13 protein-coding genes and 1 pseudogene are annotated in these 17058 nt (G+C 62.0%); 3 read left to right on the top strand and 11 right to left on the bottom strand.

Going from position 1 to position 17058, the window contains the following annotated elements; translation table 11 throughout:
* Positions 1–97: 97 nt before the first annotated feature.
* Positions 98–340 (bottom strand): annotated as a pseudogene (locus IGX34_RS17195) (PA0069 family radical SAM protein); the annotation flags it as partial.
* 42 nt (positions 341–382) lie between these two features.
* On the bottom strand, positions 383–2575 hold the full coding sequence (locus tag IGX34_RS17190; protein WP_192556966.1) for a hypothetical protein: 2193 nt from the start codon (positions 2573–2575) through the stop codon (positions 383–385).
* Positions 2576–2898: 323 nt separating this feature from the next.
* On the opposite strand from IGX34_RS17190, the gene acs reads away from it, so the two are divergent.
* The 3 genes from acs (at position 2899) to IGX34_RS17175 (ending at position 6332) form a co-directional block, all read left to right on the top strand.
* A complete protein-coding gene (gene acs, locus IGX34_RS17185) occupies positions 2899–4839 on the top strand; it encodes an acetate--CoA ligase (RefSeq protein WP_192556965.1) in 1941 nt (646 codons plus the stop codon).
* A gap of 64 nt (positions 4840–4903) precedes the next feature.
* Positions 4904–5548 carry a 4'-phosphopantetheinyl transferase family protein gene (locus tag IGX34_RS17180; protein WP_192556964.1) on the top strand — a complete coding sequence of 215 codons (645 nt, stop codon included), beginning with the start codon at positions 4904–4906 and terminating at the stop codon, positions 5546–5548.
* A gap of 40 nt (positions 5549–5588) precedes the next feature.
* Entirely contained in the window at positions 5589–6332 is a 744-nt protein-coding gene (locus tag IGX34_RS17175; RefSeq protein ID WP_192556963.1) for a pyridoxine 5'-phosphate synthase, read from the top strand.
* A 118-nt stretch (positions 6333–6450) separates the two neighbouring features.
* Here IGX34_RS17175 and IGX34_RS17170 read toward each other — a convergent pair whose 3' ends face one another.
* The 9 genes from IGX34_RS17170 to dnaA all read right to left on the bottom strand — a co-directional run bounded on the left by IGX34_RS17170 (position 6451) and on the right by dnaA (position 16991).
* On the bottom strand, positions 6451–6870 hold the full coding sequence (locus IGX34_RS17170; protein ID WP_192556962.1) for an ExbD/TolR family protein: 420 nt from the start codon (positions 6868–6870) through the stop codon (positions 6451–6453).
* A gap of 6 nt (positions 6871–6876) precedes the next feature.
* On the bottom strand, positions 6877–7302 hold the full coding sequence (locus tag IGX34_RS17165; RefSeq protein WP_192556961.1) for an ExbD/TolR family protein: 426 nt from the start codon (positions 7300–7302) through the stop codon (positions 6877–6879).
* 10 nt (positions 7303–7312) lie between these two features.
* Positions 7313–8089: a MotA/TolQ/ExbB proton channel family protein gene (locus IGX34_RS17160; protein WP_192556960.1), complete on the bottom strand. Its 777-nt coding sequence runs from the start codon at positions 8087–8089 to the stop codon at positions 7313–7315.
* A 47-nt stretch (positions 8090–8136) separates the two neighbouring features.
* On the bottom strand, positions 8137–8796 hold the full coding sequence (locus IGX34_RS17155; RefSeq protein ID WP_192556959.1) for an energy transducer TonB: 660 nt from the start codon (positions 8794–8796) through the stop codon (positions 8137–8139).
* A gap of 219 nt (positions 8797–9015) precedes the next feature.
* Positions 9016–10317 (bottom strand): tetratricopeptide repeat protein, encoded by a 1302-nt coding sequence (locus IGX34_RS17150; RefSeq protein ID WP_225737557.1) that lies wholly within the window; start codon positions 10315–10317, stop codon positions 9016–9018.
* 323 nt (positions 10318–10640) lie between these two features.
* Positions 10641–13055, bottom strand: a complete 2415-nt coding sequence (gene gyrB / locus IGX34_RS17145; protein ID WP_192556958.1) for a DNA topoisomerase (ATP-hydrolyzing) subunit B — start codon at positions 13053–13055, stop codon at positions 10641–10643.
* A gap of 75 nt (positions 13056–13130) precedes the next feature.
* The gene (gene recF / locus IGX34_RS17140; RefSeq protein ID WP_192556957.1) at positions 13131–14210 is read right to left on the bottom strand and encodes a DNA replication/repair protein RecF; all 1080 of its coding nucleotides are present in this window, start codon (positions 14208–14210) and stop codon (positions 13131–13133) included.
* Between the two features lie 88 nt (positions 14211–14298).
* Positions 14299–15399 (bottom strand): DNA polymerase III subunit beta, encoded by a 1101-nt coding sequence (gene dnaN / locus IGX34_RS17135; protein WP_192556956.1) that lies wholly within the window; start codon positions 15397–15399, stop codon positions 14299–14301.
* Between the two features lie 245 nt (positions 15400–15644).
* On the bottom strand, positions 15645–16991 hold the full coding sequence (dnaA, locus tag IGX34_RS17130) for a chromosomal replication initiator protein DnaA (protein ID WP_192556955.1): 1347 nt from the start codon (positions 16989–16991) through the stop codon (positions 15645–15647).
* Positions 16992–17058 lie beyond the last annotated feature (67 nt).

Raw genomic sequence — 17058 nt, 5'->3', positions numbered from 1 at the left:
CCAACGCGTAGCGACTAACTTAGCGGCAATAGTTGTTGATCTGCAATGACCTATGGACAAAGCCAGACAGGCCTCATGAACACTTTGTAGTTCGTATTCCGTGCTCGCAGCCGCGGTACGGATTCATCGCCTGGCTGAAATGGATATCCGGCGAATCGTTATGCGTGATCACGCTGCGCGCGTGTTCTTCGGTGACTTCGGTGCGTGGCCGCGGTCGCTCTTCATCCAGCAGTGCGTGCTGCCAGCCGTCATCCTCCGCCTGGCGGCGGATGGTTTCGAAGCGTCCTTCCGGATTGGATGCGGCGCCGCGGCCTTTGAATACGTGGGGAACATCAGCCATCTGCAGATGATGCGCCCCGCACGTCTCAACTAGGGCGACACCCTAGGGTTGCATCGCGTCGCGCAACTGCTGCCCCAGCCAGCCGGCCATGTTCGCCAGCGGGTAGTTCTGTTCCAGCTGGCGATGCATTTCATCAAAGACCGGCGGCGAAATGGTCCAGCCCAGCGGCAAGGGATAGTTACCCGGGCACAACCGTAAATGCCACAGCACATCGCCGGCACCGGGATCGGTGGGGCTGGTATGCAGCGATGCGAGCAACTCGGCACGCGCGTATTCGCCGCGCGCATCGCGTGTATCCAGCAACGCGATCAGCGGTGCGGTGGCTTCGCCGTAGCTGGAGCGTTCGGTGGGACTGAGCACGCGTGGGCACGCCGCCGAATAGAACGGCAGCGGATGGCTGACGTCATGCGCATCGACAAAGTCGCGCAGGCTCGGATCGTTGCTGATGTGCAGCACGATGATCTGCAAGGGCTGCTTCTGCAGCGCCGCGATGCTGCGCAGGCGTCGGATGATTTCGCGCAGCGTGGTGGTGCCGGAATTTTCGAAATAGCCACCGTCGACCAGCTGGAACGTTGCCGGCGACTGCGGTGACTGGCCGGTCACGGCCGCCGTCTGCAAGGTGCCGGCCGGACTGAGATAGGTGAAGCGCGCGCTGTTGAGCACCACTTCGCTCAGCGGCACGCGTGGATCGAGCCAGCGCGAGCCGTCGTAGGCCGTGGTCCACGGGCTGTCGGTAAATGGACGGAACGGCTGCTGCACCAGGCGCCAGCCCTGTCCTACCGTGGTGCTGTTCAAGAACAGCGCAGGAACCGTGGTAGCGGCGCTGCCGCCGGCCTGCTCGTAGAGCGCCGAGAAGGGCTGGGCGAAAGCGTGCATGTTCTGCTCTTGCGCCGCCTGCTCCCAGGCGCGCGTCAGGGCGCGTCCGCGATCGTCGAACAGCGCACCCGGCAGCCAGCGCTGGGTGAAGTCGACGAACCAGGCGTTGGCCATGGTCGGCGCCAGAAAATCGTGATTGAGCATGTGCTCGGTGCGCGCCTGCGCGAGCGCACCGGTGGCCGGGCGTACCTGCAAGGCGGCGACATAGGCGGCAAGCCCTAGGCTGCCGCCGGAAACGCCGCTGCCGGCGAACATATAGCGCTCGAACATCGGTTCGCCGCCGTTCGGCGGCAAGGCCTGGTCGATCAGCGCGGTGAATCGACTCAGCACCATCGCTGTCCAGGCCGCGCTGCGCAGGCCGCCGCCTTCGCTCGACACCATGATCACCGGGCACGCATGCTGGGGGGTGCAGCGGCTTTGCAGCCAGGTGCGCGCATAGCTGTCGAAATCCGGCCGCGCATCCACCGGCGGCGCGACCGGGTGCTGGTGCGTGCTCATCGTGGGGTACTGGCGCACGCGGTGGTTGTCGTTCAGATGCAGGGCATGCAGGCTTATCGCGGTCAGCGCCAGCAAAGTGAGCAGCGGTACACCGCGGCGATCAGCCAGCATGCACAGGAAGCCGCCACTGGTGCAGAAGAAGCTGCCGGCGATCAGCAGCACGGCGAGCGAGCCCATGCCGTCGAACTGGCGCGGCTGGATCGCTACCAGCACCGTCATCAAGACGTTCAAGATCAGCGCGGCAAGGAAGATGCTCAGCGGCACCATGCCGAGCTGGGCCATCGAGGTTACCCGCGTATCCAGCTTGGCCACCACCGCGCGGCCGCCCGGCAGCCAGCGCCAGCCGATGAAGAGCATGAAGATGATGGCCGCTTCCGCCAGCAGCCCGGCCACGCGCAGATCGCGCCGGTGACATTGGGCAGCGGCCGTGCAGGTGGGATGCGGCGTACCGCGCAAGGCCATCAGGTAACCGAACAGCACCAGCAACGGCACCAGCGCGCCGAGGATGCGCGGAATCCAGCGGCGCAGCGATTCGGCCCGGATATCCTGCAGCGCCGGCCAGCGCGGGTAGATCAGGCGATAGGCATGGCGCGCGGTGTGCCAAATGGCCAAGCCGGCGATGGCGCTGGTCGCCAGCAGGGACAGATAGCGGGCATTGCTGGGATCGGCCCATACCGCGATCAAGAACAGCTCGCTGGCCTGATCGACATTGCTGACCACAATCGTTGCAAAGGCCAGCACCAGCAGCGAAACGCGGATCGGCTTGCAGTGATCCAGCGCGATGGCTAGCCACTCGAACATATCCAGAAGCGTGAACCGCGGGCGCTGCGCCGCAGCGGTGGACGGACTCTGGTCTGCCATCGTTCCCCTACCCCGGATGATTTGGTCGGTGGCTCATTTTAGTGGCAAGCGTGTGCACAGCTGGCGACGAGATCCCGCTTGTGCCGCCTTCTTTACACGTTGTGGGCATCGATGCAGCAGGGCTCTGGGTTGCCACGCCGTTGTCATGGAACCGCTGCGTCGGAACGATCCGACAGCTTAGCTCTGCCGGGCTTATTTTGCTGCAACGCAACTTTGGCGGTTTAGCCGCCCAAACGCTACACTCGGGCGATTCCCACCGCAGGGATGGTTGCGGTGTTCCCCTGAGCGTGCTCCCGGTTGGCCGGTGAGCAGGAGGCAACATTATGTCCAAGGTCTATCCGGTCGATCCCGCCTTTGCGGCCAAGGCGCGTCTGCGCAAGTCCGATTACGAGCAGCTGTATGCCGAGTCGGTCAAGGATCCCGAGGGCTTCTGGGCACGCATCGGCGAACGGCTGGAATGGTCGAAGAAGCCGAGCCGCATCCGCGACGTTTCCTTCGATCCGGCCAATCTGCACATCCGTTGGTATGACGACGGCATGCTGAACGTCTCGGCCAACTGCCTCGACCGCCACCTGGCCACGCGCGGCGACAAGACGGCGATCATCTTCGAAGGCGACGATCCCAACGAATCGCGCCGCATCAGCTATCGCGAGCTGCACGCCGAAGTATGCAAGTTCGCCAACACGCTCAAGCACCTGGGGGTGAGCAAGGGCGATCGGGTGGCGATCTACATGCCGATGATTCCCGAAGCCGCCGTGGCCATGCTGGCGTGCGCGCGCATCGGTGCGATCCACTCGGTGGTGTTCGGCGGCTTTTCTCCCGACTCGCTGGCCGGCCGCATTGCCGATTCCACCGCCAAAGTGGTGGTGACGGCGGACGAAGGCGTACGCGGCGGCAAGAAGATTCCGCTCAAGGCGAATGTCGATGCCGCGCTGGAGCGACCGGGCACCAACAGCGTGGAAACGGTGATCGTGGTGCGCCGCACGGGTTCGGCGGTGTCCATGCAATCGCCGCGCGATCGCTATTACCACGTGTTGATGGAAGGCCAGTCGGCGGAATGCCCGGCCGAGCCGGTGGAAGCGGAACATCCGCTGTTCATTCTTTATACCTCCGGTTCCACCGGCAAGCCCAAGGGCGTGCTGCATACCTCAGGCGGTTATCTGGTCTACGCCGGCTTCACGCACGAGACGGTGTTCGACCTGCGCGAAGACGATGTCTACTGGTGCACGGCCGACGTCGGCTGGGTCACCGGCCACAGCTACGTGGTCTACGGCCCGCTGGCCAATGGCGCGACCACGGTGATGTTCGACGGCGTGCCCAACTATCCGGATTTCAGCCGCTTCTGGCAGGTGGTGGACAAGCACAAGGTGAGCCTGTTCTACACCGCACCAACCGCCATCCGCGCCTTGATGCGTGAGGGCGAAGCACCGGTGAAAAAGTGCTCGCGCGCGAGCCTGCGCTTGCTGGGCTCGGTGGGCGAGCCGATCAATCCCGAAGCCTGGGAATGGTATTACCGCGTGGTGGGCGACGAGCGCTGCCCGATCGTGGATACCTGGTGGCAGACCGAAACCGGCGGCATCCTGATCACACCTTTGGCCGGCGCAATCGACACCAAGCCGGGCTCGGCCACGCTGCCGTTCTTCGGCGTGAAGCCGGCCGTGGTCGATGCCAGCGGCAGCGTGCTGGAAGGTGCATGTGAGGGCAATCTGCTGATCACCGATTCCTGGCCGGGCCAGATGCGCACGGTCTATGGCGATCACGAGCGCTTTATCGATACCTATTTCAAGGCGTATCCAGGCAACTATTTCACCGGCGACGGCGTGCGCCGCGATGAAGACGGCTACTACTGGATCACCGGTCGCGTGGATGATGTGATCAACGTATCCGGCCACCGCATCGGCACCGCCGAAGTGGAGAGCGCGCTGGTTTCGCATCCCAAAGTGGCCGAGGCCGCGGTGGTGGGCTGTCCGCATGAGATCAAAGGCCAGGGCATCTACGCCTATGTGACGCTCGTGTCGGGTGAACAGGGTAGCGATGAGCTGCGCAAGGAACTGATCGCCTGGGTGCGCAAGGAAATCGGGCCGATTGCCACGCCCGACTATCTGCAGTGGGCACCCGGCCTGCCGAAGACGCGCTCGGGCAAGATCATGCGCCGCATCCTGCGCAAGATCGGCGAAAACCAACCCGATCAGCTGGGCGACATCTCCACCCTGGCCGATCCGAGCGTGGTGAAGAACCTGGTCGACGAACGCCTGATTCGCTGAGTTTCAGGCTGTCTTCCGTTCGCCGCGGCTTGTAACGCGCGGCGGCGATCGGCAGCATGTAGGGATGCGCACTACTCTCGGCCAGGATGTTGCCGGCATCGTTGCCGGCCTCGACCATCGCGTTGTCCATGTCTGGCTGCTCGACTATCGGAAGGCACAGAAGCGCGCACCGTTGTGCGCCCTGCTCGGGGCCTATCTCGGCTTGCCTGCGGATGCGGTTGTGCTGGTCGAGGGAGAACACGGACGGCCCGAGCTGGCCTCGCCGTGGAACCAGTTGCTGCAATTCAATTGGTCGCACAGTGGAGACAAGGCGATCATCGCGGTAGCACGCGGCCTGGCACCGGGCATCGATATTGAGCATTTGCGGCCGCGACCGCGAGCGATGCAACTGGCCGAACGCTTTTTTCATCCGGATGAAGTGGCCGATCTGGCGACGCTGCCAGCCGACGCGCGCGAACGCGCGTTCATGCAACTATGGACGGGCAAGGAAGCCGTGCTTAAAGCTCTTGGTCGCGGCGTCGCTTTCGGGCTGCATCGCCTTCGCCTCACCGTGGCACCGCAAACGCCTGCGCTGCTATGGCTGGAAAACGACGATATCTCGCAGTGGCGGCTGCATCCGCTCGACATCGATGCGGACCATGCGGCCACGCTCGCCTGGCGCGGCCCACCACGCACCATTGACATCCGGACACTTGCCGATAGCGGCTGAAGAGCGCACTGTGCTCGGCCCGACACACGCTCTTCGATCCATGACCCTGCTTAGCGTCAACCTCAACAAGATCGCGGTGCTGCGCAATTCACGTGGCGGCGACGAGCCGGATATTTCGCGTGCGGCCGTCACCTGCATCGAGGCCGGCTGTGGCGGCATCACGGTGCACCCGCGCCCGGACCTGCGGCATATCCGTCCGGACGATGTGCGCACCCTGGCCGCCTTGTTGCGCGGTCGCGTCGAATACAACATCGAAGGCAACCCGTTTGCCGCGCCGAGGGGCGATTATCCGGGCCTGATCGCCCTGGCGCGCGAAGTGCGTCCCACCCAGGTAACCCTGGTGCCAGACAGCGATGGGCAGATCACCTCCGACCACGGCTTCGATCTCGCCAACGATGCCGAGCGGCTGCGTCCGCTGGTGGCCGAATTGCGCGAGCTGGGTTGTCGCGTCAGCCTGTTCGTGGATCCCGGTGCCCGGGGCTTCGAACATGCCGTGGCGATTGGCGTGCAGCGGGTCGAACTCTATACCGGGCCATATGCCAAGGCCTTCGAGGAAGGCAATGCCGGCGAGCAACTGGCCTTGTGCGTGGATACCGCCCGGCGTGCGCAGCAGGCCGGCCTGGCAGTCAATGCCGGACACGATCTGAGCCAGGCAAACCTCGGTACCCTGCGCGTGGCCATTCCCGGCCTGGCCGAAGTGTCGATCGGCCATGCCCTCATCGGCGAAGCCTTGTACGAAGGCATGACCACTGCCGTGCGCAACTACCTGCAGATCCTGCGCTGAGGTTTAGCCGTCCAGACGGCCATCCCCACAAACAGAAACCCCCGCTTGCGCGGGGGTTCCGTGGGTAACGCCTGAGAACGGTTGAACTGTTCCGATCCAACCGTTTTGTCTGCTGCTGTTACTGCCCGTTGCTGTCGGTGAAGCCGATCTTGTTCAGACCGTAGCTCTTCGCATCGGCAAGCACACGCGCCACGACCTGGTAGGACACCGTATCAGCCGCGTCGATCTGCACTTCGGGCTGGTCGGCTTCTGCTTTGGTCGCAATAACCGCAATCTGCGTCTTCAACTGCTGCTCGTCCACCGGGGTGTCGTTCCAGTAGAACGCACCGGACTGGTCGATCTTCAGGTGAATCGGCTCGGGCGGATTGCTCGGCGGAATCACGTTCGGGTTCGGCTGCGGCAGGTCGATCTTGATCTTGTGGGTCATGATCGGTGCCGTGATCATGAAGATGATCAGCAGCACCAGCATCACGTCGACCAGCGGCGTGACGTTGATGTCAGCCATCGGGCCTTTGCCACTTCCACTACTGAATGCCATGGCCCGTCACTCCTTACCGGTCGTCATGAAGCCGACGTGCACCATGCCAGAATCCTTGGCTTCGCCGAGGATCTTGCGCACCACCTTGAACTCGGTGTCCTTGGCGGCGCGGATCTGCACTTCGGGCTGCGGTGACATCTGAGCCGCCACCGCAAACTTCTGCTTCAATTCAATGTCGGTAATGGCCACCTGACTGTCATTGAAGTACATGCTGCCATCAGCCTTGATGGCCAGATCGATCGGCTCGGTCTTCGGGGCTTCATCCTGGGTCTTAGGATTGGCCTTCGGCAGCTCTACCGTGATCCGGTGCGACATCAGCGGTGCTGTGATCATGAAGATGATCAACAGCACCAGCATCACGTCAACCAGCGGCGTGACGTTGATTTCCGACATCGGCGAGCCGGACTCGTTTCCTCCGGTACTCATCGCCATGGGTCAATCCTCACTTCTGAGTCGGAGAGACGCCTTCGACGCGCGCACCGGTAGCGAAGAAGTCGTGCAGGTCGTGCGCGAATTCGTCGAAGCGGGCGTAGGTCAGGCGGTTCGAACGGGTGAAGAAGTTGAAGGCCAGCACCGCCGGGATAGCGGTGAACAGACCGAACGCGGTCATGATCAGCGCTTCACCCACCGGACCTGCCACCGCTTCCATCGACGCGTTGCCGGTGGCGGCGATGCGGATCAGGGCGCCGTAGATGCCCCACACCGTACCGAGCAGACCGACGAACGGAGCCGACGAACCGACCGTGGCGAGCAGGGTCATGCCGCCTTCCATGCGCAGGCTCTCGCGAGCAACAGCCTGGCGCAGGGCGCGGTCGACGAATTCCGAACGGCTCAGCGATTCGGCGAGACGGCCACCGCCGGCCGAAGCCTGCTGGTGGTGAGCCACGGCGGAAGCGGCGTCCAGAGCGATCTTCGAGAAAGGCTCGCTCTTGGGCTGGGCTTCCAGTTCGCGGATCGCGTCCTGGGTGGAGTTGTTCGACCAGAAGCCGTTGATCACGGTTTCGGCGCGGCCGCGGACCAGCGAGTTGCGGATCGCGTTGGCAATGATGAAGTACCAGGAGGAGAACGACATCACCACCAGCACGACGAATACCGTCCAGCCGAGGAAGTCGAAGTGGTGGATGAGGTCACCGAAGCCCATCTGTTGCATGGCTTGGGCGTTGGCGTTGCCGCCCAGAGCCGGAGCGGCGGCATCGGAAGCAGGAGTCTGTTGGAACATAAACGCTACCCTTGGAAGTCAGGCGTGAACTGTAACTGTAATAGGTATTACAGCTGATTGAGATTGAAGTTGACAGGTACGCGGACGTATCCCTCAACCTTTTGACCGTTTTTCATTTCCGGATTGAAACGCCATTTCTGGGCCGCTTCAATTGCCGCACGATCAAGTTCGCGGAAACCGCTGGACTGGTCGACCTTGATGTCCTTTGGCGTGCCATCCACGGCCACCAGGATCAACAACGTCACCGTGCCTTCATGCCGTTGGCGAATGGCCTGCGGCGGATACTTCGGCTGGATGCGGCTGTTGTAGCTGATGTCCTGAGCAGCCTGGATATCCGCTGGCGGCGCTGGCGGAGCCGGAGGCGCAGGCGGCGGGGCCGGCTGTGGATTATTGGTCGCTTCCTGCACAGCCGGCGGCGGTGCCGGCGGCGGCGGAGTCGGAGGCGGCACCACCTGCTTGATGATCTTCGGCGGCGGCTGCTTCGGCGGCTCCGGCGGCGGCGGGGGCGGCGGCGGAGGCGGAGGAGGCGGCTCGATGAAGTTCACCAGCACGGTTTTGTCTTTCTGAACTTCCGCCGTTTTCGGGGGCGCCATCGGCGCGATCAGTATCAGGAAAGCAAACGCATGCAGCGCAATGGCTACCGCCAGCGCCCATGTGCGCCCCCAACTGAACGGCTTAGCGCCGGTATCTTCGTTACTTGAGGCCATCTGTCGCTTTCAATCAGGAGCTAGTCAATCGGAATGACGTGGTCGCAGCACCCAGCGGCAAAGCCGTTCCCAAGAGGGTGACATTTGCCACTGGACAATGCGGGAAAAGTCCAACGGTACAACAGCACATGGCTTTTGTATAGCTTTTGTGTAGGCAAAAGATGACACATCGAATGGACGTCCATCTGACTAACCAAAAGCTACGCCGCGTGCTACGAATCAATTACCAATATTCGCGTCCTTGAGCCACTTCTTAGCCTGTGCGGCTGTCTCCGGGTCCTTTTCCGCTTGCATGACTGCATCGGCAGCTGCCGCCTTGTCCTTGAGGCCTGCATTCGCCTGGGCCAGCGCCATATAGGCCTTGCCCTTGTGCTTCACACCCTTGTTGATGGCCTGCTGCAGCAGCTGCTTGCCCTCGCTGTACTGGTTGGCCATGACGTAGGCCAGACCAGCCTTGTAGGCAGGCTCGCCATCGCTGGCCAACGGTGCGGCCTTCTGGTACGCAGCCGCCGCGTCGGTGTAATTCTGGCCGATCAGGTTGGCATCGCCCAGCAGCATGAAGTTATCAGCCGAGGACTTCACGATGCCCTTGCCCATGCCGTCCTGCAAGACCTGCACCGCTTTCTGGCTATCTGCGGTCGGATCCTGATTGCTGTCGCTCTGCGCATCATTCATGTAGAGCTTGGCCATGGTGACATAGTCGTTCTCGGAGAACGGTACTTTGCCATCAGTGCGCGTCTGCTCCATCAGCTTCAGCGCATCGGTGTAGTTCTGCGACTGGATGTCCAGGCTGAGCGCATTGTGGAAGCTGGTCGGATCGGTGGGCGAAGCAGCCACTGCTTGTTTGGCGAGCGCGGCTGCCTTGTCCTTCTGTCCCGTCTCGTTGTAGTCGAGCATGAGCAGCTGGTTCCAGCGCGGATCCGGCTTGTCCGTCAGCGACTGCGCCTTGGTAATCGCGGTGATGGAATCCGGGTATTTCTGCAGGCGGTAGTAGGCTTCGCCTTCCAGCGCATAGGATTCGGGCGTTTCTTTCTTGCCTTCGGTGCGCCACTTTTCGACCGTGTCGATCGCCGGCTGATATTGCTGGTTGAGCAGATAGAACGTGGCCAGCTCGTATTCGATCTGGAAGTAAGCGTCGTTCGGCAACACACCGTTGTCCAGCGCCTGCTTCAGCTTGTCGATGCCAGCCGGCAGATTGTTGCTGGTGGCGTCGATGCGGGCCAGCGCCTGCAGCGCCATGGCCTGTGCGTACTTGCTCTTGCTGTTTTGCACCAACGGCTGCAGCAGCTGCGTGGCCTTGTCCTTGTCATTGTTCTGAGCTGCGTCGATACCGTCGTTGAGCTGCTTCTGCTCTTTCGAATCGGTGAGGTCCAGCTTCGGCTCTTTGCGCGTCGCATTCGGGTACAGCGGAGCCGCTTTCTGATCGCTCGACGACGAGTTGTCGCTCGCTAGCGCCGGAGTGCTCGCCAACATCAGCGCAAACGCTGCGCCGGCCAGCATCTTCAGGGAAGCGTGTTTCATGGCGTTCCTCAAAATGAAAGGAGTCGGGTTTCACGCACAAGCTGTGCGGGGGATCACTGAGATTAACCCGAGGCCGCTATCGATAACAAGTCGCAGTGCGGCATCAAAGCCTTTTACAAATCAATAACTTATGACATTTTGCCCATACGCACCCGAATTTTTTAGCTTGGCGCGTGTGCTGGTGGTGTGAGCAGCGTGGAATAAGCGCGTGACGTGAGCGCGTCATTGTCATTGCACGCTAATGTATTAGCGCGCAAATGCAATAAAAAAAGCGCGGCCGTTGGAGTAACGGACCGCGCCTTTGTGCCTGGCCTCAAGCGCTGTCAGATGTCGAGATTGGCGACCTTCAGGGCATTGGCTTCGATGAAGTCACGCCGCGGTTCCACCGCCTCACCCATCAGCATCGAGAACATTTGATCCGCCGCAATGGCGTCTTCGACGCCTACTTGCAGCATGCGCCGGGTCTCCGGATTGACGGTGGTTTCCCACAACTGTTCCGGATTCATTTCGCCCAGACCCTTGAAGCGCTGGATGGTGCGGCCCTTCTTGGCCTCGTCCAGCAGCCAGCTGCGCACCTCGGCGAAGCGCAGCACGCCACGCGTGGCATTGCCACGGCGCACCACCGCCCCGGCCTGGACCAGGCCGGCGAGCTGCTGGCTGATGGCATGGATCGGACGGAATTCCGAGCCGCCGAAGAACGGCTGCGGCAACAACCAGGTATGGCTGAGGCCGTGCTGTTCGCGCACCACTTCGATCGCGGCAGGTTGTTCGTCCTGTGCCGGACGCAAGGACAGCCGATAACGCGGCTTGCCCAGGCCGCTGGCCGCCAGATTCCGGGTCACCGCATCCAGCCATTGCTGCATGGCGGCGGCATCGGTCCAGTGCTGCGCTTCGAGCGGTGGCAGTTCGAGCATCGCGGTCAGCACATTCGCATCGAAGCGATGGCCGAGCCGTTCGATCTGGTCCAGTGCGGACTGATAGTCGCGCAGCATTTTTTCGAGTGCCTCGCCCTTGATCGGCAAGGCATCGGGACTGTAGGTGAGTTCGGCGTTGTCCACCGCGCTGGAGATCAGATAGGCATTGAGCGCCGCATCGTCTTTCAGATACAGCTCCTGCTTGCCCTGCTTGAGTTTGTACAGCGGCGGCAGGCCGATATACACGTGGCCACGCTCGATCAGGTCGGGCATCTGGCGGTAGAAGAACGTCAGCAGCAGGGTACGGATATGCGAGCCGTCCACGTCCGCGTCGGTCATGATGATGATGCGGTGGTAGCGCAGCTTGTCGGGGTTGTAGTCCTCTTTGCCGATGCCGGTGCCAAGCGCGGTGATCAAAGTGCCCACTTCGGCGGAGGAAAGCATCTTGTCGAAGCGCGCTTTTTCCACGTTGAGGATCTTGCCCTTCAACGGCAGCACAGCCTGGGTCTTGCGGTTACGGCCCTGCTTGGCCGAGCCGCCTGCGGAGTCACCCTCGACCAGGAACAGTTCGCACAGAGCCGGATCTTTTTCCTGGCAGTCGGCCAGCTTGCCCGGCAGGCCGGCGATATCGAGCGCGCCTTTGCGGCGGGTCATCTCGCGTGCTTTGCGCGCCGCTTCGCGGGCGCGCGCAGCGTCGACCACCTTGGACGCGATGGCCTTCGCCTCGTTGGGATGCTCGAGCAGAAACTCGCCCAGCTTTTCGTAGACCACCTGCTCCACCACCGTTTTCACCTCGGACGAAACCAGCTTGTCCTTGGTCTGGGAGGAGAATTTCGGGTCCGGCACCTTCACCGACAGCACGGCGATCATGCCTTCGCGCATGTCGTCACCGGAAAGCGTGACCTTGGCGGACTTCGCCAAGCCCTCTTTCTCGATGTAGGCCTGGATCGCGCGCGTCAAAGCAGCACGAAAACCGGTCAAGTGGGTGCCGCCATCGCGCTGCGGAATATTGTTGGTGAAGCAGAACATCGTCTCCTGATAGGAGTCGGTCCACTGCATGGCCAGTTCCACTGTGATGCCGTCCTGCTGCGCGGCCAGGCTGATCACGTTCGGGTGCAGCGCGGTTTTCAGCTGAGCCAGATGCTGCACGAAGGAACGGATGCCGCCTTCGTAGGCAAACGTATCCTGCCGCCCTTCCCCGCGCTCATCGCGCAATTCGATGGTGACACCGGAATTGAGGAAGGCCAGTTCGCGTAGGCGCTTGGCCAGAATGTCGTAATGGAATTCGATATGGGTGAAGGTCTGCGGGCTGGGCAGGAAGCGCACCGTAGTGCCCCGCCGATCCGAGGGCCCAACCATCTTTACCGGATACAGCGGCTCGCCCAGCGAATACTCCTGCTGGTATTCGTGGCCATCGCGGTAAATGGTCAGCCAGAGGTGTTCGCTCAGCGCATTCACCACCGACACGCCCACGCCATGCAGACCGCCGGAGACCTTGTAGGAGTTCGCATCGAACTTGCCGCCGGCGTGCAGCACGGTCATCACCACTTCGGCGGTGGAACGACCCTCTTCCGGGTGCATATCCACCGGAATGCCGCGTCCGTTGTCGACCACGCTTACCGAGCCGTCGTCATGGATGGTTACGATGACGCGATCGCAATAGCCGGCCAGGGCCTCGTCGATCGAGTTGTCTACGACCTCGAACACCATGTGGTGAAGGCCAGTGCCGTCATCGGTATCGCCGATGTACATGCCCGGGCGCTTGCGCACTGCCTCCAGACCTTTGAGTACCTTGATGCTGTTCGAATCGTAGGATGCGTTCATGCAATAACCATTTCCTGGCGCCACGGATCCGCCCGGTACGGCGCCATAAGGGCCGGGCTGGATGCAACCTTGCAATTATAACAGGGGCGTCAACGAGCCTTGTTCCACGTGGAACACGCGTTTTTCCACCTGTTCGAGCGAGCCAGGGACGTCGGTGCCGGTTATCAACACCTGGGCCGGAACGCTCTTTAAGCTTTCCACCACAGCGGACTGATGACTCCGGTCGAGCTCCGAGGCGAGGTCGTCGAGGCAGATAACCGGCCATTCCCCCCTTCTCTCGGCATCCAGTCGAGCCTGGGCCAGCAAACAGGCCAAGGCCACCAGCTTCTCCTGACCGCGGGAAAGATGTTCCCGCTGGGGAGCATGTTGAAACGAAAGAGACCAATCGGCGCGATGGGCACCGGCCGTGGTGTGGCCTCGGCCCTGATCGCGGTCTCGCTGGGTAGCCAGAACATCGGCCAAGTCCTCGCCATCCAGCCAGCCGGGACGATAGCGCAGTTCCAACTCGCCCAATTCAGGCAGGAAAAGCGTCGCTTGGTCGCGCAGGTGGGGAAGCAAGCCATCGAGGTAGGCCCTACGCGCCCGATCAACCAGGGCCGCGGACCGCGATAACTCCAGCTCCCATGGAGCGAAATCAGCTCCTTCCACCCGACCAGGCTTGCGCAGCAAGCTGTTCCGTTGTTTCAACGCTCGTTGATAGCGGCGCCAAGCCAGCAAGAATTCCTGTTCCACGTGGAACACGCCCCAATCCAGGTAATGGCGCCGCTCTTCTGCAGCCCCCGCGATCAGCGCATGCGAGCCAGGCTCGAAACAAACCACTGCGCACTCGCGAACCAACTGGCCAATGGCAACATCCTCGCCATCGAGCCGCGCCTCCCAACGAGCACCACTGCGGCCGAGCCCCAGCCTGGCGACTCGGTCGTCGGCATGGCGCAGCATGGCAAAGACATTCAGACCCGCCGCGCCACGCTGCGTCAGAGCCTCACGCGCCCCACTACGAAACGAGCGCCCATGGGAAAGTAGAAACGCCGCCTCCAGTACCGAGGTCTTGCCGGCCCCGTTGGCGCCAACCAGCACGTTGAAACCGGGTGCGAACTCCAGCATCGCCTCCGAAATACAGCGCAAACCGCGAAGCTGCAGCCGCTCGAACCTCATCGCACCTCGACCCCAAAACAAGAACGCCGGAGCTTGAAGCTCCGGCGTTGGACTGTCGAAACAGGCAAAACAGGCCGCATGCCGGCCGTCAGAGCCTCAACGGCATGATCACGTGGCGCGACTGCTCGCTATCGTCTTCCTGCACCAGGCAGCTCGATTGCGCATCGCGAAGACTCAGACGCGCCTTGTCACCGCGCAGTGCCGCCAGGGCATCCAGCAGATAGCCCACGTTGAAGCCCACGGTCAGATCGGAAACGCCGGTATCGGCCTCGACCTCTTCCACCGCTTCTTCCTGCTCGGGATTGTGCGCGACGATCTTCAGCTTGCCCGGCGAGAATTCCAGCTTTACGCCGCGGTACTTCTCGTTCGACAGAATTGCGGCGCGCTGCAGTGCCCCGCGCAGCACTTCACGATCCAGCGTCGCACGCTTGTCCGCACCAAGCGGAATCACCGCTTCGTAATCAGGGAAGCGACCGTCGATCAGCTTGGATGTGAAAACCACTTGGCCGCGACGCACGCGCAAATGATTCCGGCCAAATTCCAGCTCGACCGAACCTTCGCCGGCTTCGAGCAGACCGACCAGCTCGTTCACGCCTTTTCGCGGAATGATGATCTGGCGACGGGCAGAAACCTTGCTTTCCAGCTGCGTCTCTTTCAAAGCGAGGCGATGGCCATCGGTAGCCACACAGCGCAGGGCATGTTCCTGCAAATCCAGCAGCATGCCATTGAGGTAATAGCGGACATCCTGGTTCGCCATGGCGAATGCCGTGCGATCCATCAGATCGCGCAGCACCTCTTCCGGCAGGCTGACCCGCTCGACCAGTTCGATTTCGTCGATGGTCGGAAATTCGGTAGCCGGCAAGGTAGCCAGGGTGAAACGGCTGCGACCGGCATTCAGCGCTACGCGATCGCCATTCTGTTTCAACTCGATCTGCGCGCCATCCGGCAGCGCACGCACGATGTCGAACAGTTTGCGCGCGGGAATGGTGGTTTCACCATCCACCAGCTTGTCCGCTTCCGTCGCAGCAATCATTTCCACTTCAAGGTCGGTGCCGGTGAACGACAACTTCCCGTCGGCGACCTTGACCAGCAGGTTGGCCAGTACCGGCAATGTCTGTCGACGCTCGACCACTCCGACGACCTGCTGTAGGGGCTTAAGCAGAGCTTCTCGTTGGATGCTGAATTGCATGTTTGTGCTTTCCCTATCCTGCAGTTCTGTTTTTAAAAGAAGAGTAGTGGTTGCAGCTGGGGCCGTGGATAACTTGATAAACTCAAATTATCCATTTACATCAAAGAGTTACAGAAAATCCCCTTGTGCTTTGTACGGCCTGCGAACGGTGTATCAACAGTGGATAACTTTGGCGCTACAAGGCGTCCTCATATTATCCACAGGATACCCTGCCGGTTTTCAAGCGGTTGTTCAACGTTACCGGGTCAGCCGGTCAACGTGCGGATCAGCTGTTCCCAGTCCTGGCGCATGCGGGTGTCGGTTTCGCACAGCTTCTTGATCGTGCGGCAGGCGTGCAGCACGGTGGTGTGGTCGCGGCCGCCGAAGGCATCGCCGATTTCAGGCAGGCTGTGCTCGGTCAGTTCCTTGGACAAGGCCATTGCCACCTGGCGCGGGCGCGCCAACGAGCGCACGCGGCGCTTGGACAGCAGATCCTGCAGGCGCACGCCGAAATATTCGGCCACGATCTTCTGGATATTCGGCACCGTCACCGCCTGCGCATGCGTGGCCAGCAGGTCGCGCAGCGTTTCTTCGGCAAAATCGGTGGTAATCGGCCGGCCGTAGAAATTGGCCCGCGCCGCCAGCGTATTGAGCGCACCTTCCAGATCGCGCACGTTGGAACGAATGCGCTTGGCCAACAGCATCGCCACGTCTTCGCTCACGGACACGCCCTTGTCGTGCGCCTTGGCCAGCAGAATCGCCGCGCGGGTTTCGAAATCCGGCGGCTCGATCGCCACCGACAGGCCCCAGCCCAGGCGCGACTTAAGGCGCGGCTCGAGCTTGTCCACTTCCTTGGGATAACGGTCGCAGGTCAGGATGATCTGCTGCTTGGATTCGAACAGCGCATTGAAAGTGTGGAAAAACTCTTCCTGCGTGGTGTCCTTGCCGGCGAAAAACTGGATGTCGTCGATCAGCAGCGCGTCGACCGAGCGGAACCGGCGCTTGAACTCATCCATGCTCTTGGTGCGCAGCGCTTCGATCATCGAGCCGACGAACTGTTCGGAGCGCAGATACAGCACCTTGAAGTGCGGATTGTGTTCGCGCATCAAATTGCCGGCGGCATGCATCAAGTGGGTTTTGCCAAGGCCAGTGCCGCCATACAGCAGCAACGGGTTGTAGGCGCGCCCCGGGTTCTGCGCCACCTGCATGGCGGCCGCCTTGCCCAGCTGGTTGGACTTGCCCTCGACGAAGGTCTCGAAGGTGTAATGCGGATCCAGGTTGTGGGTGAAATTGACCGGCGGCGGCTCGGCGACCGCCGCGACGGCGCTCGGCCGTGGCGCGGAGGCCCCCGGGCGGCCGTGGCTGACCCCATTGGCGCTGGAACCCACTTCCAGTCGCACCGGCACGCGCTGGCCGCGCAACAAGGTCAGCACGGCTTCGATCTGCGGCAGGTAGCGGTCGCGGACCGCATCCAGGGTGTAGGGATTGGGCGCGTAGAGCTGCAAACCGTCCACGTCGTCGCGTGCCTGCAACGGCATCAGCCAGGTATGCAGGTCCTCGGCGCTCAATTCACCTTCCAGACGCTCCAGACAGCGCCGCCACAGATCACTCATGGATACTTTCAACCACAGCAGGGGCGCTTGCGCGCAGGGTGGACCGGGGAGTCTACCAGCACCTACC

Origin of the sequence: Dyella acidiphila (assembly GCF_014863405.1) — a bacterium.
Classification (GTDB): Bacteria; Pseudomonadota; Gammaproteobacteria; order Xanthomonadales; family Rhodanobacteraceae; genus Dyella_B; species Dyella_B acidiphila.
The sequence above is the reverse complement of the archived record's forward strand: the minus strand, read 5'-3'. Positions and strand labels throughout refer to the sequence as shown.

Bases quoted from the DNA above. Each gene is read 5' to 3' on its own strand.
- dnaA (WP_192556955.1), bottom strand. From the start codon at position 16,991: ATGAGTGATCTGTGGCGGCGCTGTCTGGAGCGTCTGGAAGGTGAATTG.
- dnaN (WP_192556956.1), bottom strand. From the start codon at position 15,399: ATGCAATTCAGCATCCAACGAGAAGCTCTGCTTAAGCCCCTACAGCAG.
- IGX34_RS17175 (WP_192556963.1), top strand. From the start codon at position 5,589: ATGACCCTGCTTAGCGTCAACCTCAACAAGATCGCGGTGCTGCGCAAT.
- IGX34_RS17180 (WP_192556964.1), top strand. From the start codon at position 4,904: ATGCGCACTACTCTCGGCCAGGATGTTGCCGGCATCGTTGCCGGCCTC.
- recF (WP_192556957.1), bottom strand. From the start codon at position 14,210: ATGAGGTTCGAGCGGCTGCAGCTTCGCGGTTTGCGCTGTATTTCGGAG.
- IGX34_RS17150 (WP_225737557.1), bottom strand. From the start codon at position 10,317: ATGAAACACGCTTCCCTGAAGATGCTGGCCGGCGCAGCGTTTGCGCTG.
- gyrB (WP_192556958.1), bottom strand. From the start codon at position 13,055: ATGAACGCATCCTACGATTCGAACAGCATCAAGGTACTCAAAGGTCTG.
- IGX34_RS17160 (WP_192556960.1), bottom strand. From the start codon at position 8,089: ATGTTCCAACAGACTCCTGCTTCCGATGCCGCCGCTCCGGCTCTGGGC.
- IGX34_RS17190 (WP_192556966.1), bottom strand. From the start codon at position 2,575: ATGGCAGACCAGAGTCCGTCCACCGCTGCGGCGCAGCGCCCGCGGTTC.
- IGX34_RS17170 (WP_192556962.1), bottom strand. From the start codon at position 6,870: ATGGCATTCAGTAGTGGAAGTGGCAAAGGCCCGATGGCTGACATCAAC.
- IGX34_RS17155 (WP_192556959.1), bottom strand. From the start codon at position 8,796: ATGGCCTCAAGTAACGAAGATACCGGCGCTAAGCCGTTCAGTTGGGGG.
- acs (WP_192556965.1), top strand. From the start codon at position 2,899: ATGTCCAAGGTCTATCCGGTCGATCCCGCCTTTGCGGCCAAGGCGCGT.
- IGX34_RS17165 (WP_192556961.1), bottom strand. From the start codon at position 7,302: ATGGCGATGAGTACCGGAGGAAACGAGTCCGGCTCGCCGATGTCGGAA.